This is a genomic window from Brevundimonas sp. RM1, assembly GCF_052907225.1.
The window spans coordinates 91,922-105,119 of sequence record NZ_JBRERY010000007.1; the positions used below are offsets into that span (position 1 = coordinate 91,922).

13 protein-coding genes and 1 riboswitch are annotated in these 13,198 nt (G+C 68.1%); of the genes, 3 read left to right on the forward strand and 10 right to left on the reverse strand.

Annotated features, from left to right (window positions below; translation table 11 throughout):
- Entirely contained in the window at positions 1-516 is a 516-nt protein-coding gene (locus ACU5AP_RS08930) for a F0F1 ATP synthase subunit B (RefSeq protein ID WP_087140837.1), read from the forward strand.
- A gap of 102 nt (positions 517-618) precedes the next feature.
- Here ACU5AP_RS08930 and ACU5AP_RS08935 read toward each other — a convergent pair whose 3' ends face one another.
- The 6 genes from ACU5AP_RS08935 to gcvT form a co-directional block, all read right to left on the reverse strand.
- On the reverse strand, positions 619-1,089 hold the full coding sequence (locus ACU5AP_RS08935) for a DUF6789 family protein (protein WP_128719558.1): 471 nt from the start codon (positions 1,087-1,089) through the stop codon (positions 619-621).
- A gap of 118 nt (positions 1,090-1,207) precedes the next feature.
- Positions 1,208-1,612 carry a PGPGW domain-containing protein gene (locus ACU5AP_RS08940; protein WP_052747942.1) on the reverse strand — a complete coding sequence of 135 codons (405 nt, stop codon included), beginning with the start codon at positions 1,610-1,612 and terminating at the stop codon, positions 1,208-1,210.
- A gap of 174 nt (positions 1,613-1,786) precedes the next feature.
- Positions 1,787-3,364 (reverse strand): aminomethyl-transferring glycine dehydrogenase subunit GcvPB, encoded by a 1,578-nt coding sequence (gene gcvPB, locus ACU5AP_RS08945; protein ID WP_164917997.1) that lies wholly within the window; start codon positions 3,362-3,364, stop codon positions 1,787-1,789.
- A gap of 15 nt (positions 3,365-3,379) precedes the next feature.
- Positions 3,380-4,726 (reverse strand): aminomethyl-transferring glycine dehydrogenase subunit GcvPA, encoded by a 1,347-nt coding sequence (gene gcvPA / locus ACU5AP_RS08950; protein WP_446681102.1) that lies wholly within the window; start codon positions 4,724-4,726, stop codon positions 3,380-3,382.
- Between the two features lie 121 nt (positions 4,727-4,847).
- A complete protein-coding gene (gene gcvH, locus ACU5AP_RS08955) occupies positions 4,848-5,213 on the reverse strand; it encodes a glycine cleavage system protein GcvH (protein WP_003163734.1) in 366 nt (121 codons plus the stop codon).
- A 14-nt stretch (positions 5,214-5,227) separates the two neighbouring features.
- Positions 5,228-6,340 carry a glycine cleavage system aminomethyltransferase GcvT gene (gcvT, locus tag ACU5AP_RS08960; protein ID WP_312120682.1) on the reverse strand — a complete coding sequence of 371 codons (1,113 nt, stop codon included), beginning with the start codon at positions 6,338-6,340 and terminating at the stop codon, positions 5,228-5,230.
- A gap of 164 nt (positions 6,341-6,504) precedes the next feature.
- Positions 6,505-6,601: riboswitch (glycine riboswitch) on the reverse strand.
- A 115-nt stretch (positions 6,602-6,716) separates the two neighbouring features.
- Between gcvT and ACU5AP_RS08965 the strand changes: the two genes are divergently transcribed.
- A complete protein-coding gene (locus ACU5AP_RS08965) occupies positions 6,717-7,685 on the forward strand; it encodes a class 1 fructose-bisphosphatase (protein ID WP_446681103.1) in 969 nt (322 codons plus the stop codon).
- Between the two features lie 4 nt (positions 7,686-7,689).
- Positions 7,690-8,328, forward strand: coding sequence for a bifunctional nicotinamidase/pyrazinamidase (gene pncA / locus ACU5AP_RS08970; protein WP_446681104.1), 639 nt, complete (start codon positions 7,690-7,692; stop codon positions 8,326-8,328).
- Here the strand turns inward: pncA and ACU5AP_RS08975 are convergent.
- From ACU5AP_RS08975 to ACU5AP_RS08990, 4 genes are all read right to left on the reverse strand, one after another.
- Positions 8,319-9,620 carry a Y-family DNA polymerase gene (locus ACU5AP_RS08975; protein WP_446681105.1) on the reverse strand — a complete coding sequence of 434 codons (1,302 nt, stop codon included), beginning with the start codon at positions 9,618-9,620 and terminating at the stop codon, positions 8,319-8,321. The genes pncA and ACU5AP_RS08975 overlap by 10 nt on opposite strands.
- 72 nt (positions 9,621-9,692) lie before the next feature.
- Positions 9,693-10,703 carry an adenosine deaminase gene (locus tag ACU5AP_RS08980; protein WP_312120671.1) on the reverse strand — a complete coding sequence of 337 codons (1,011 nt, stop codon included), beginning with the start codon at positions 10,701-10,703 and terminating at the stop codon, positions 9,693-9,695.
- A 39-nt stretch (positions 10,704-10,742) separates the two neighbouring features.
- Entirely contained in the window at positions 10,743-12,542 is a 1,800-nt protein-coding gene (gene argS, locus ACU5AP_RS08985) for an arginine--tRNA ligase (RefSeq protein WP_128719564.1), read from the reverse strand.
- A 3-nt stretch (positions 12,543-12,545) separates the two neighbouring features.
- The gene (locus ACU5AP_RS08990) at positions 12,546-13,193 is read right to left on the reverse strand and encodes a hypothetical protein (protein ID WP_003163727.1); all 648 of its coding nucleotides are present in this window, start codon (positions 13,191-13,193) and stop codon (positions 12,546-12,548) included.
- Positions 13,194-13,198: the final 5 nt, after the last annotated feature.

The window sequence follows — 13,198 nt, forward strand, 5'->3', positions numbered from 1 at the left end:
ATGCCCGCCTTCCTGCACGGTAGTTTCTACGACCTGTCCAACGCCGAACTCTGGGTCGGCGTCGGCCTGCTGATCTTCTTCGGCATCCTGGTCCTGGCCAAGGTTCCGCGCATGGTCGCGGGCGCCCTAGACGGCAAGGCCGCCAAGATCCAATCCGAACTGGATGAGGCCGCCCGCCTGCGCGCCGAAGCCGAAGCCATGTTGGCCCAGATCCGTCAGGAGAAGGCCGAGGCTGAAGCCCAGGCCGCCGACCTGCTGGCCACAGCCGAAGCGGACGCTAAGCGTCTAGAAGCCGACGCCAAGGCGCGCATCGAGGAATCGACCGCCCGCCGTCAGGCCCTGGCCGAGCGCCGCATCGCCCAGGCGGAGGCCGAGGCCACCCAAGAGGTCAAGGCTGCGGCCGCCGACCTGGCCGCCAAGGCCGCGCACCAGATCCTGGCCGCCCGCATCGCCGGCGCCAAGACGGACGCGCTGATCGATCAGGCCATCGCCCAGATTGGCGGCAAGCTGAACTGATCGCTTCGGCGAACAGGCTTAGCCCCGAAAAGCATCAGGCCCCGCCGGCGACGGCGGGGCCTTTTTGCTTGTCCGAAATCCTGTTGTCGGGACGGAGGACGGTCAGTGGGCGGGGGCGGCTCCAATCGGAGCTGCGCCGCGTTTCTCGCGCTCGACCAGGCGATGGTAGACGTTGCCCAGGACGGCGCCGAAGACCATGTGCAGCGCCAGCAGCCAGCCGATGGTGCCGAAGCCGGACGAGCCGGTGAAGGTCCGATAGTCGCCCACCATGGTGAGGAACAGCATCATCGCCACCCAGGCGCCGACGGCGAATACGATGCCCTTGGTGATCGGCGTGGCGGTGGGCAGTCGCGGATAGACGACGCCGAACAGCGACCCAAGCACGAAGGTGCCCATCAGCAGGTGGATCACCCAACCGGCCGCCATATTGCCCGGCATGCCGAACATCTGGGCGATGATCCCCGGAAAGGGATCGAACATGTGATTGAGGAACAGGTTGGCTATTTCAAGCACGGAAACCGCGACCGTAGCGACGAAGCCGGCGATGATTCCCTTTTTTACGCGTGACATCATGTGAACAGCGCCTCCCAACGCATTCAACTTCGAGACTACGCAAGGCGGAGCATACGCCGATCCGCGCGGATGCGGCGTGAACCTCGTTCACATTCCCGTGTTTGCCTTAGCTTGGCCTTTATCGCCGGAAAGCGCGCCAGGCCCGGCGCAGGCGACGACGGAAGCGCGCCAGGGGACGGCGGCGGCGACGCAGCACCATCTTTTCGGCGCGCAGGGTCTGCTGCCAGAAGACAGGGGCGATTTCGGGCTTTTTGCGCATCAGGCGGCGGAAGGGATAGACCCATTTAGGCCGGGCGCGCTGGGCGCGGATGAATTGCCGCTTGGCCCACCATGAGTTGCGCAGGACGATGACGAGGCCCAGGGCGATGACCGGCACGCCGCCGGGGCCGGGCAGGGGGGCGATCAATATGCCCAGCACGATGATGAGGAAACCGACCGCCATCAGCGCCAGGCGACGCAGACGCCGCGCCAGCCCCGGACGGGGCGGCGGAGGCGGGCGCAGCGAGGGCAGGACCAGGGTCACGGGGGCGGCGTCTCGAACAAGGGTTCGGCCAAGGAGGGCCGACGATCAGTAAACGCACGAGACAAGGCCGAAAGGCGGCGTCGCCATGACGCTTTCGTAAGTCGGTCCAGAAATGCAGAACGCCGTGTCCCGAAAGACACGGCGTTCCCGGTGTTCAGGCCTGTTCCGACCGGATCAGCCGGCGCGGTTGGAGCCTTCCGGCGCGGCCCAGCGCAGGCGCGGCGAGCGCGCGGCGCGGGTCTCGTCCAGACGCCGCAGGGGCGCATGGAAGGGGGCGCCCTTGAAGCGTTCCACGTCGCCCGCCTTGGCGGCGCCCGCCAGCAGGCGCATGGCCTCGATGAAGCGGTCCAGTTCGGCCTTGGACTCCGTCTCGGTCGGCTCGATCAGCATGGCGCCGTGGACGACCAGGGGGAAGTACATGGTCATCGGGTGGAAGCCCTCGTCGATCATCGCCTTGGCGAAGTCGAGCGTGGTGACATCCGTGCCCTTCAGCCATTCGTCGTCGAACAGGGCTTCGTGCATGCAGGGGCCGTCGGGGAAGGCCGGGCTCATCAGGTCTTCCAGACGGGCCTTGATGTAGTTGGCGTTCAGCACGGCGTCCTCGGCGACCTGACGCAGGCCGTCAGAGCCGTGGGACATCATGTAGCTGAGGGCGCGCACATACATGCCCATCTGGCCCTGGAAGGCGCACAGGCGGCCGAAGGCCTGTTCGGCCTCGTCTTCCTCACGCTCGACCAGCTTGTAGCCGTCGCCGGTGTTCACGACCCACGGGGCGGGGGCGAAGGGAGCCAGAGCCTCCGACAGCACGACCGGACCGGCGCCTGGACCGCCGCCGCCGTGCGGCGTCGAGAAGGTCTTGTGCAGGTTGATGTGCATGGCGTCGACGCCCAGATCGCCGGGGCGCACCCGGCCGACGATGGCGTTGAAGTTGGCGCCGTCGCAATAGAAGTAGGCGCCTGCTTCGTGCGTCAGGCGGCTGATTTCCAGAATGTCGCGTTCGAACAGGCCGCAGGTGTTCGGGTTGGTGACCATGATGGCCGCCACGTCCGGGCCCAGCTTGGACGCCAGATCGGCCACGTCGACGCGGCCGTCATCGGTCTGGGCCACTTCGACCACCGAATAGCCGACGAAGGCGGCCGTGGCCGGATTGGTGCCGTGGGCCGAGGTCGGGACCAGCACCTTGCGGCGCTGCTCATGCTCGCCCTTGGCTTCGTGGGCGGCGCGGATGGCCATCAGGCCGCACAGCTCGCCGTGCGCGCCGGCCTTTGGCGACAGGGCGACGGCGGGCATCCCCGTCAGCGTCGTCAGCCAGTGGGCCAGCTGGTCCATCAGCTCCAGCGCGCCCTGCACCGTCGACTGCGGCTGCAGCGGGTGGATGTCCGAGAAGCCGGGCAGGCGCGCCATCTTTTCATTCAGGCGCGGGTTGTGCTTCATCGTGCACGAGCCCAGCGGATACAGCGCCAGATCGATGGCGTGGTTCTTCTGGCTCAGGCGCACATAGTGGCGCATGGCCTCGGGCTCGCTGAGGCCGGGCAGGCCGATCGGATCCTTGCGGACCAGATCGCCCAGGTCCGAGCCGTTGCCGGCGGGTTTCGGCAGGTCGACGCCGGTCTTGCCCCAGCCTTCGCCTTCAAAGATCAGCGGCTCGTCCTGCAGCAGGCCGCGCCCGCCGGTCAGGGTGGCGGGCTTGTAGGACGCGTCCGAGGCGGCGTTCGGGGCGGTCGGGCGGCCGACAGTGTTCATCGTGCTCATGGTTCCAATCTCCCCTTAGGCGGCCAGAACCTTGGCGAGCGCACCCGCCAGGATCTTGATGTCGGCGTCCAGCGTCGTCTCGGTGGCGGCGACCAGCAGGACGTCGTCGAGGCCCGCATCGGGCGCCAGACGGCTGTAGGGCACGCCGCACAGAATGCCGTTGTCGGCCATGGTCTGCACCACCTTAGCGGCGTTCTTCGGCAGCTTGACCGCGAACTCGTTGAAGAAGCGCGGGGTCAGCACCTCGACGCCCGGAATGGCGGCGAGCGCGTCGCGGGTGGCGAGCGCCTTCTCGTGGTTCAGCAGGGCCAGCTGGCGCAGGCCCGTCTCGCCCAGCAGGCTCATGTGGATGCTGAACGCCAGGCAGCACAGGCCCGAGTTGGTGCAGATGTTCGAGGTGGCCTTGTCGCGGCGGATGTGCTGCTCGCGCGTCGACAGGGTCAGGACGAAGCCGCGCTTGCCCTCGGCGTCCACCGTTTCGCCGCAGTAGCGGCCGGGCGTCTGGCGCAGCAGCTTCTCACGGGTGGCGAACAGGCCGATGTAGGGGCCGCCGAAGTTCAGGGCGTTGCCGATCGACTGGCCCTCGGCCGCGACGATGTCGGCGCCCATTTCGCCGGGCGACTTCAGCAGGCCCATCGACACGGCTTCCGTCACGACGACGATCAGCAGGGCGCCGGCGGCGTGGGCGGCTTCGGCGATCTTCGTCACATCGGTGGCGGTGCCGAAGACGTTGGGGGTCTGGACGACGACGCAGGCCGTGTCCTTGTCGATGGCGGCGATGACGGCGTCTTCAGCGTCGACGGCGGCGGTCAGGGCTTCGGTTTCGACGCCGACGGCGTGGACCACGGTCTCGGTCGCCTTGACGTAGTGGGGATGCACCCCGCCCGAGATGACGGCCTTGTTGCGGCGGGTCACGCGGGTGGCCATCAGCACGCCTTCGGCCATGGCGGTCGAACCGTCATAGAGTGAGGCGTTGGCGACTTCCATGCCGGTCAGGTTCGCGACCTGGGTCTGGAACTCATACAGGTACTGCAGCGTGCCCTGGGCGATTTCCGGCTGATAGGGGGTGTAGCTGGTCAGGAACTCCGACCGCTGGATCACATGGTCCACGGTAGCCGGGATGTGGTGCTTATAGGCGCCGGCGCCGCAGAAGAAGGGCGCGGTTCCCGCCGTGGCGTTCTTGCTCGCCATGGCCGAGAGGACGCGTTCGACCTCCAGTTCGCCCGCCACGCGGGGCAGGTCGACGAAGCCGTCGCGGCGCGCGGCCTGCGGCACGTCGATGAACAGGTCGTCGATGGATTTGGCGCCGATGGCGGCCAGCATGGCCTCACGGTCGTCGGGCGTCAGGGGGAGGTAGCGCATTACAAGTCCTCGGCGGCATCCCGGAGGTCGCGCGGGGCGACGCTCCGGGAGCGCTTCAAGCGGCGGGGAATCCGGCGATCCCGGATCGGCGCGCCGCGCCGTCCGGGGACGACGGCGGGTCTTAGAGGGTGGTCAGATAGGCGTCGTAGGCGGCCTGATCCATCAGGCCGTCCAGCACCGAGGCGTCGGACACCTTGATCTTGGCGAACCAGCCGTCGCCTTCGGGATCGGCGTTGACGGTTTCGGGGGCGTCGGCCAGGGCGGCGTTGCCCTCGATCACTTCGCCCGCGATGGGGGCGTAGACGTCCGAGGCGGCCTTGACCGATTCCACGACGGCGAAGCTGTCGCCGACCGAGACGGTCTTGCCCGCTTCCGGCGTCTCGACGAACACCACGTCGCCCAGGGCGTCAGCGGCGTGCTTGGAGATGCCGACCGTGGCGACGTCGCCGTCCAGGCGAACCCACTCGTGATCCTTGGTGAACTTCATGTACTGACCCCTCTTCAGGCCTTGGGTTTGCGATAATAGCGGGTCGCCACGAAAGGCGTGGCGATGACTTCGGCGGCGGCGGGACGGCCGCGCACCAGGACTTTCAGGGTCGTGCCCAGCTCGGCGAAGGCCGGCGGCACATAGCCCATGGCGATGTTGTGCCCTAGCGTCGGCGAGGGGCCGCCCGAGGTGATCTTGCCGATCACGGCGCCGTCGGCGTCGGCGATCTCGGCGCCTTCGCGGGCGGGGGCGCCTTCCTTGACGTGCAGGCCGACGCGGACGCGAGCCGGGCTGTCGGCCAGTTGTTTCAGGATGACGTCAGCCCCGGCGAAGTCGGCGCGTTCCTTGCGCGACTTGGACAGGGCGAAGGTCAGGGCGGCCTCGACCGGGGTGGTCTCGGCGTCGATGTCGTGGCCGTGCAGCGGCAGGCCGGCTTCCAGACGCAAGCTGTCGCGCGCCCCCAGACCGACCGGCTTCACGCGGGCGTCGGTCAGCAGTAGGTTCCACACGCGCTCTGCGGCGGCGGCCGGAACCGAAATCTCATAGCCGTCCTCGCCGGTGTAGCCCGAGCGCGAGACGATGCAGTCCTCGTCGAACAGGCTGATGGTGCGGCAGTCCATGAAGCCCATGTCGCCCAGCGCCGGTTCGTGCTTGGCCATGACTTCGGCGGCTTCCGGCCCCTGGATGGCCAGCAGGGCGCGGTCCAGCACCTCCAGCTTGGCGTCGCCCGACAGATTGGCGTTCAGGAAGGCGAAGTCGGCGTCCTTGTTGCCCGCGTTGACGACGACGTAGAGGCCGTCCTCGAACGGCTTGCCCGCCATCAGGTCGTCCATGATCCCGCCCTGGCCGTTCAGCAGCAGGGAGTATTTCTGCTTGCCGGGCTTCACGATCGCATAGTCGCCGGGCACGAAGCGTTCGAACTGCGCGATGGCGTCGGCGCCGGTGATGCGCGCCTGACCCATGTGGGAGACGTCGAACAGGCCGGCGTGCTCGCGGGTCCAGCGGTGCTCGGCCAGAACGCCTTCATACTGGACCGGCATGTCATAGCCGCCGAAGCCGACCATGCGGGCGCCAAGCGCGCGATGCGCGGCGTTGAGGGGGGTAGTCTTAAGGGCCTGATCGCTCATGGCGTCGCCTCCGGGTCGCGGGTTGCGGCGATAGCTCCGCCGTCGTCGCGCCCCCGCTGTCCTGAAGCCTGAGAGATTCCGACCGTTCCCTCCCAAGGGGCGGCCTTGCTCCGTCGGCGCGCCCTCGGATTCTTGACGACCCTTCGGCGACTTTCCAGCGTCCGTGCGCTTTCGCGGTCCTTTTGCCTGAGCGTTTCCGGGGCGGTTGCGCCTTCGGCTCCGGGCGCCGCGAACGGACCCGATCTCTCCCGCGAGAGCGTTCGACCTAAGGCCCCGACTCCGGCGCGAAGTCAAGCGGCGCCGGACTTGCCGCGATCGATCCGAACGGCCATGAGGGGGTGGAACCGCGCTTCGCCCACAGGATTTCAAGGACGTCATGACCGCCCGCACCGATCTCGCCGCCCACCTCGCTTCCCTCGACCTGCCGCAGGGACTGGTCGCGACGCTGACGACGGCGGCCGCCGCCTGCGTCGAGATTCGTCAGGTGGTGGCGGGCGGCGCCCTGGTCGGGGCGTTGGGCGCGTCGGGCGCCGTCAATGTGCAGGACGAGGAACAGAAGAAGCTCGACGTCATCGCGAACGACATCCTGACCGAGACCCTGCTGGCCAATCCGGCCGTGGCGGGCGTGGCGTCGGAAGAGATGGACACGGTGCAGCCGGCGACCAATCCGGCGGGTGAGTATCTGGTGCTGTTCGATCCGTTGGACGGCTCGTCCAACATCGACATCAATGCGCCGGTCGGCACCATCGTCTCGGTGCTGAAGGCGCCGTCGGCCACGCCGACCGAGGCCGACTTCCTGCAACGCGGCCGTCAACAAGTCGCGGCGCTCTACGCCGTCTACGCCGGTCAGGCCATGCTGGTGCTGACGACGGGCAAGGGGGTGGCGGGCTTCACCCTGGCGCCCGACGGCCGCTGGCTGATGACGCATGAGGACGTACGCATCCCGGCGGATACGAAAGAGTTCGCCATCAACATGTCGAACCAGCGCCACTGGGCCGAGAGCGTCCAGCGCTATGTCGACGGCTGCCTGAAGGGCGCCGACGGCCCGCGCGGCAAGAACTTCAACATGCGCTGGGTCGCCGCCATGGTGGCCGACGTGCACCGCATCCTGATGCGCGGCGGCGTCTTCCTCTATCCGTGGGACAAGCGCGAGCCGAACAAGCCGGGCAAGCTGCGCCTGATGTACGAAGGAAACCCCATGTCCTTCCTGGTCGAACAGGCGGGCGGCAAGTCCACCACGGACGGTAAACAGGCCATCATGGACGTGACCCCCACCGAACTGCACCAGCGGGTGCCGGTCGTTCTCGGCTCGGCCAACGAAGTCGACCAGATCGCGGCGGCCTGACGCCATGCAGATCGCCGCTTCTGACGCCCTTCTGGTCATCGACGCCCAGAACGACTTCTGCGAAGGCGGCGCCCTGGCGGTTCAGGGCGGGGCGGCGATCATGCCCCTGATCAACCGGCTGGCCGAGCGGTTCACGACCGTCATCGCCACCCAGGACTGGCACACGCCGGACCAGATCAGCTTCGCCTCCAACCACGCGGGCGCGGCGCCTTTCACGCAGATCGAAGTCGCCTATGGCCCCCAGATGCTGTGGCCGGATCACTGCGTGCAGGGCACGCAGGGGGCGGATTTCCACCCCGACGCGGCGCCTGCCGTGACCAAGGCGCTGGCCGTGGTCCGCAAGGGCTACAACCCGGCGGTCGACAGCTATTCCGGCTTCTATGAGAACGACCACAGAACGGCGACCGGTCTGGCGGGCCTGCTGCGCGATCTGGGCGTGAAGCGCGTCTTCCTGTGCGGTCTGGCCTATGACTACTGCGTCCGTTTCACCGCCGAGGACGCGGTGCGCGAGGGCTTTGAGGCCGTAGTCATCGAAGACGCCTGCCGCGCCATCGCCCCGGACACGGCCGCCGCCGCCAAGGCCAGCTTCAGCGCGCTGAAGGTCGCCGAGATCGCGGCCGCAGACCTGATCTCTCACTCATAGAAGTCCGCCTCGTCGGGGATGCGGGTGAAGGCGATCTTGGCGCCGATGTATTCGGGCAGGCCCGCCTTGGGGCCGATGCTGACCGTGTCCTTGCCATAGCGTTTGTTCAGCGCATCCAGCGCCTGCGACAGGCGTAAGGACGGCGCGTCGCCGCCCTGATCCGGGCCGATGTCGAACAAGTCGGCCTCAAAGGCGTCGCGGGCCTTCAGACCGTGGACGCCGACGCCGACATAGCTCAACCGCCCGGCCTCCAGCTCCGGTTCGACCCGGCGCCACAGGTCGTCCAGCGCGGCCAGCAGGGCGAAGGTGTCCTGCGTCGGGGCGACGGCGCGGGTCAGGCCCGTCGCATCCCAGCCGCGTTTGGCGCCCTTCGGCCCCATGTCGAGATGCAGGCTGATCCCGGCGCCGGTCAGCCCCATCCGCCGCAGCCTTGCCCCGCATTTGACCATCAGGCGCCGCGCGACCGCCCGCGCCTTGTCCGGGTTGCGCATGGCCTGCGCCAGCACATGGCTGTGGCTGATGGAGGCGGGCGGCTTTTCCGGCGTCGGCTCGCTGTCGAAGCCGTGCAGGCCGCGCCAGATGCGCTCGCCCTCAATGCTGTTCCAGACCGCCCGCGCCTCCTTGGCCGTCATGTTCCACAGGCCTGCCGTGTCCGTGACGCCCGCCGCCGCCAGCCGCTCGCGCATCCGCGAGCCGACGCCCGGATACTGCGACAGCGGAAGGTGCAGGATGGCGCCGGGCAGTTCATGGGCGCGCAATATGGTCAGCCCGGCGGGCTTCTTCATGCCGCAGGCCGTCTTGGCCAGAAACCGCGAGGGCGCCAGTCCAATGGACGACCGCAGACATTCTCCGACGTTCTCAAGGATGCCCGCCTGAATGCGCCGGGCCAGGGCGACGGCGTTCGCCTCGCGCCGCTCAGGCCCGATCAGCTGGCACGAGCATTCGTCGATGGAGCCGACCTTCCACACCGGCACATGGCGGTCGATCTCGGCCATGATCTGCTTGTGGATCTGGACATAGAGGTCGGGCCGCGCTTCGGCGACGATCAGGCCGGGGCACAGGCGGCGCGCCTCGGCCACCTGCATCCCGGTGCGGACGCCGAAGGCCTTGCTCTCATAGCTGGCGGCGATGGCGCCGGAATATTCGCTCTCGACAGGGCGGACGATGACGGGCCTGCCGCGCCAGTCGGGGTTCTGCTGCTGCTCGACGCTGGCGAAGAAGGCGTTCAGGTCGACGAACAGCCAACGCAGCCCGGCGGCGTCTTCATCAGGCTGTCGGCCGAGGTGCTCCATGTCTGGAACATATCAGGAACATTGTGCGCGTGGGAGTCGGATGTCGGATGACGGCGGGGGGAGTGGAGCGCCTCAGTTCGCCGCCGCGTAGGCGTCCACCTCGGCGATCCGCGCGGCCTTGTCGGCGTCGCTGAGGAAGCTGCCCTCGAAGCTGTTCTTGGCCAGTTGCACCACCTGCTGGCGCGTCAGGCTGACCGCCTCGGCCAACTGGCTGTAGTTCGCGTTCACATAGCCGCCGAAATAGGACGGGTCGTCCGAGTTCAGGGTGACGTGCAGGCCGCGGCGCAGCATCTCTGGGACCGGGTGGTCCTTCAGATCCTTGACCACGCACAGCTTCAGGTTTGACAGGGGGCAGACCGTCAGGGTCATCTGCTCGGCGGCCAGACGGGCGATCAGGGCCTCGTCCTCCATCGAGCGGTTGCCGTGGTCCATGCGGTCGATGTGCAGCAGGTCCAGCGCCTCGCGGACGTATTCGGGCGGGCCTTCCTCGCCCGCGTGGGCGCACAGCTTCAGGCCCAGTTCGCGCGCGGCGGCGAAGACGCGTTGGAACTTCGACGGCGGGTGGCCGACCTCGGAGGAATCCAGTCCGACGCCGATGAAGTGATGCAGATAGGGCTTGGCGGCCTCCAGCGTGGCGAAGGCTTCGTCTTCGCTGAGGTGGCGCAGGAAGCTGAGGATCAGGCCCGACGTTACGCCCAACTCCGCCTTGGCGCGGTCCATCCCCGCGATCAGGCCTTCAACGACGACGGCGAAGGGCACGCCCCGGTCGGTGTGGGTCTGGGGATCGAAGAAGATCTCGGCGTGGCGGACGTTGTCGGCGGCGGCGCGCTGGAAATAGGCGAAGGCCAGATCCTCGAAGTCCTGACGGGTCAGCAGCACGGCCGCGCCCGCATAATAGATGTCGAGGAAGTCCTGCAGGTTCGAGAAGTCATAGGCCGCGCGCACGGCCTCGACGCTGTCGTAGGGGATGGCGACGCCGTTGCGCTGCGCCAGTTCGAACATCAGTTCGGGCTCGAGCGAGCCCTCGATGTGCAGGTGCAGTTCGGCCTTGGGCAGGCCGGCGATGAAGGCGTCGAGGGACATGAGGGGAGGCTCCTTGGCGGTCGCCTCCCCCTTATCACATTACATCCGCTCGGGCGTCTCGATGCCCAGCAGGCGCAGCGCGGTCTCCAACTGGTGCAGGGTCGCGGCGGCGAGGGCCAGGCGCGAGCCCTTGGTCGCCTCGTCCGGCGCGACCAGGATCGGGCAGGCGGCGTAGAACCTCGAGAAGCTCTGCGCCAGCCGATAGGCGTGCTCGGCGATCAGGTTGGGCGAACGCTTGTCATAGGCGTCGGCCGTGGCCGCGTCGAAGGCGTCCAGCGTCAGGGCGAGGTCGCGCTCGGCGGCTTCCTCGATGACGATGGGGGCCAGGGCCACGCCCTGTTCCGTCGCCTTGCGCAGCAGGGATTTCACCCGCACGGCCTGATACAGCAGATAGGGGCCGGTCTTGCCCTCGAAGCTCATGAAGCGGTCGAGGTCGAAGACGTAAGAGGTCGTGCGGTTGTTCGACAGGTCCGAGAACTTCAGCGCGGCGACCGCCACCTTGTGCGCGATGTCCTCGAACTCTTCGGCGGGCAGGTCGTCGCCCAGCTTGGCCTCGTGCAGACGCTCGCGCGCCTTTTCGGTCGCCTGATCGATCAGGTCGCGCAGCTTCAGGACGCCGCCCGCACGGGTCTTGAACGGCTTGCCGTCGGCGCCGTTCATGGTGCCGAAGCCTAGGTGCTCCAGCGACTTCTCGGGCGCGTATCCGGCCAGATAGGCGGCGCGGAAGACCTGTTCGAAATGCTCGGCCTGACGCTCGTCGACGACGTAGAGGATCAGGTCCGGGCCGATCGACTTCTTGCGGTCCAGGATCGTCGCCAGATCGGTCGTGCCGTACATGGCCGAGCCTTCCGAGCTGATGACCAGCAGCGGCGGGGGCGACGGAGCTTCGATCACCGAGCCGTCGGCCAGCTTCTTCTTGCGCGTCTCGCCGTCGCGGGCGACGTGGACCACTTGGGCGCCGTCGTCCTCGACCAGCAGGCCCTTGGCCTTCAGATCGGCGATCATCTCGTCCATCAGGGGATCGGCGTCGCTTTCGCCGTTCCACAGGTCGAAATCGACCGACAGGTCGTCATACTCGCGCTTCAACGCCTCGCGGCTGACGGCGACGAAATGCTGCCACAGGGCGCGATAGCCGGGGCGGCCGCCCTGCAGTTCGGCGGTCGCCTTGCGGGCGCGATCGCGGAAGGCGGGGTCTTCCTTGGCCTTGCCCGCCGCCAGCGGATACAGGCGGTCGAGGTCGGCCAGCGTCACCGGCGTCTGCGCCGGGAAGGGACCGTCGCCCTCGGCCATGAAGGCGTCGGCTAGACCCTCGTCGCCGCAGGCGGTGATCAGCAGGCCCATCTGGAAGCCCCAGTCGCCGAAGTGGGCGTCGCCGACGACTTCGTCGCCGCGCAGGCGGAACAGCCGCTTCAGGCTCTCGCCGATGATGGCGCTGCGCAGGTGGCCGACGTGCATGGGCTTGGCCACGTTCGGGCCGCCGTAGTCGATGACCACCTTGCGCGGCTCGACGCGCGAGGCGCCGGCCAGTTCCTCGTCCGCCGCGATCTCGGCCGCGCGCTGGGCCAGGGCCGCGTTCGACAGCTTCATGTTGATGAAGCCGGGGCCCGCGACCTCGACCGAGGACAGGCGCGGATCGGCGGCCAGACGCTCGGCCACCTTGGCGGCTAGTTCGCGCGGATTGGCCTTCAGCGCCTTGGCGGCGGCCAGGGCGCCGTTCGACTGGAAGTCGGCCAGATCGGGACGGTCGGACGCGGTGACGCGGGCCAGGGCCTTGTCCACGCCTTCGGCGGCGAAGGCGGACCCGACCGCTTCGCTGAGAGAAGTCTTGAGGTCGGTCATGTCTTAGTTGGTCTGTTGGCCCGCAGTCGGACGGAATCGGCTGCCGGATCGGTTGAACTCGGCCATCTGGGGCGTGACGTCGAAGCCGATCAGGACTTCGAAATTGCCGCCGCTGGTGGTGGCGTCGGCGCGCGGGATGACGATGGTCTGGCTGGCCTCGGCCTGGGTGCGGTCGGCGCCGCCGAAGGTCACCGGCAGGTCGAAATATTCCTTGGCCAGGACGGCGGAGTTCCGCTCGGTCACGGCGATCCAGTAGCGATAGGTGCGGGCGTCGCCCTCGGCCTGCGGGCCCTTGCCCAGGCTGAACAGCAGGTTGACGTCCAGACGGATCGGGTCGGACTCGCGATAGACGCAGTCGGAGCTGACGCCTTCGATCTCGCCGGTGAAGCCGACGCCGTTGGTCGTGGGCTGCTCATAGTTGGACAGTTCGACGAAGCGGGCCGCGTCGTAGAGAATCTTCACATAGGGGCACGGACCGGCGTTGGCGCGACGGCTCAGCGGCGCAATGCGCATGGGACGCGACGGCGCCTGCTCGGCCTTCTGGCCGCCCTGCTGGCCGCCTTGGGGGCGACCGCTCTGGGCCGCGGCGGCGTGAGGGATCAGCGCGGCCGTGAGGGAGAGGGCGGCGAGGGCGGTCAGGACGCGACGCATCAGGA

Coding starts and splice junctions, on each gene's coding strand:
- ACU5AP_RS08930 (WP_087140837.1), top strand. CDS start 1: ATGCCCGCCTTCCTGCACGGTAGTTTCTACGACCTGTCCAACGCCGAA.
- ACU5AP_RS08935 (WP_128719558.1), bottom strand. CDS start 1,089: ATGATGTCACGCGTAAAAAAGGGAATCATCGCCGGCTTCGTCGCTACG.
- gcvPB (WP_164917997.1), bottom strand. CDS start 3,364: ATGAGCACGATGAACACTGTCGGCCGCCCGACCGCCCCGAACGCCGCC.
- gcvPA (WP_446681102.1), bottom strand. CDS start 4,726: ATGCGCTACCTCCCCCTGACGCCCGACGACCGTGAGGCCATGCTGGCC.
- gcvH (WP_003163734.1), bottom strand. CDS start 5,213: ATGAAGTTCACCAAGGATCACGAGTGGGTTCGCCTGGACGGCGACGTC.
- gcvT (WP_312120682.1), bottom strand. CDS start 6,340: ATGAGCGATCAGGCCCTTAAGACTACCCCCCTCAACGCCGCGCATCGC.
- ACU5AP_RS08965 (WP_446681103.1), top strand. CDS start 6,717: ATGACCGCCCGCACCGATCTCGCCGCCCACCTCGCTTCCCTCGACCTG.
- pncA (WP_446681104.1), top strand. CDS start 7,690: ATGCAGATCGCCGCTTCTGACGCCCTTCTGGTCATCGACGCCCAGAAC.
- ACU5AP_RS08975 (WP_446681105.1), bottom strand. CDS start 9,620: ATGGAGCACCTCGGCCGACAGCCTGATGAAGACGCCGCCGGGCTGCGT.
- ACU5AP_RS08980 (WP_312120671.1), bottom strand. CDS start 10,703: ATGTCCCTCGACGCCTTCATCGCCGGCCTGCCCAAGGCCGAACTGCAC.
- argS (WP_128719564.1), bottom strand. CDS start 12,542: ATGACCGACCTCAAGACTTCTCTCAGCGAAGCGGTCGGGTCCGCCTTC.
- ACU5AP_RS08990 (WP_003163727.1), bottom strand. CDS start 13,193: ATGCGTCGCGTCCTGACCGCCCTCGCCGCCCTCTCCCTCACGGCCGCG.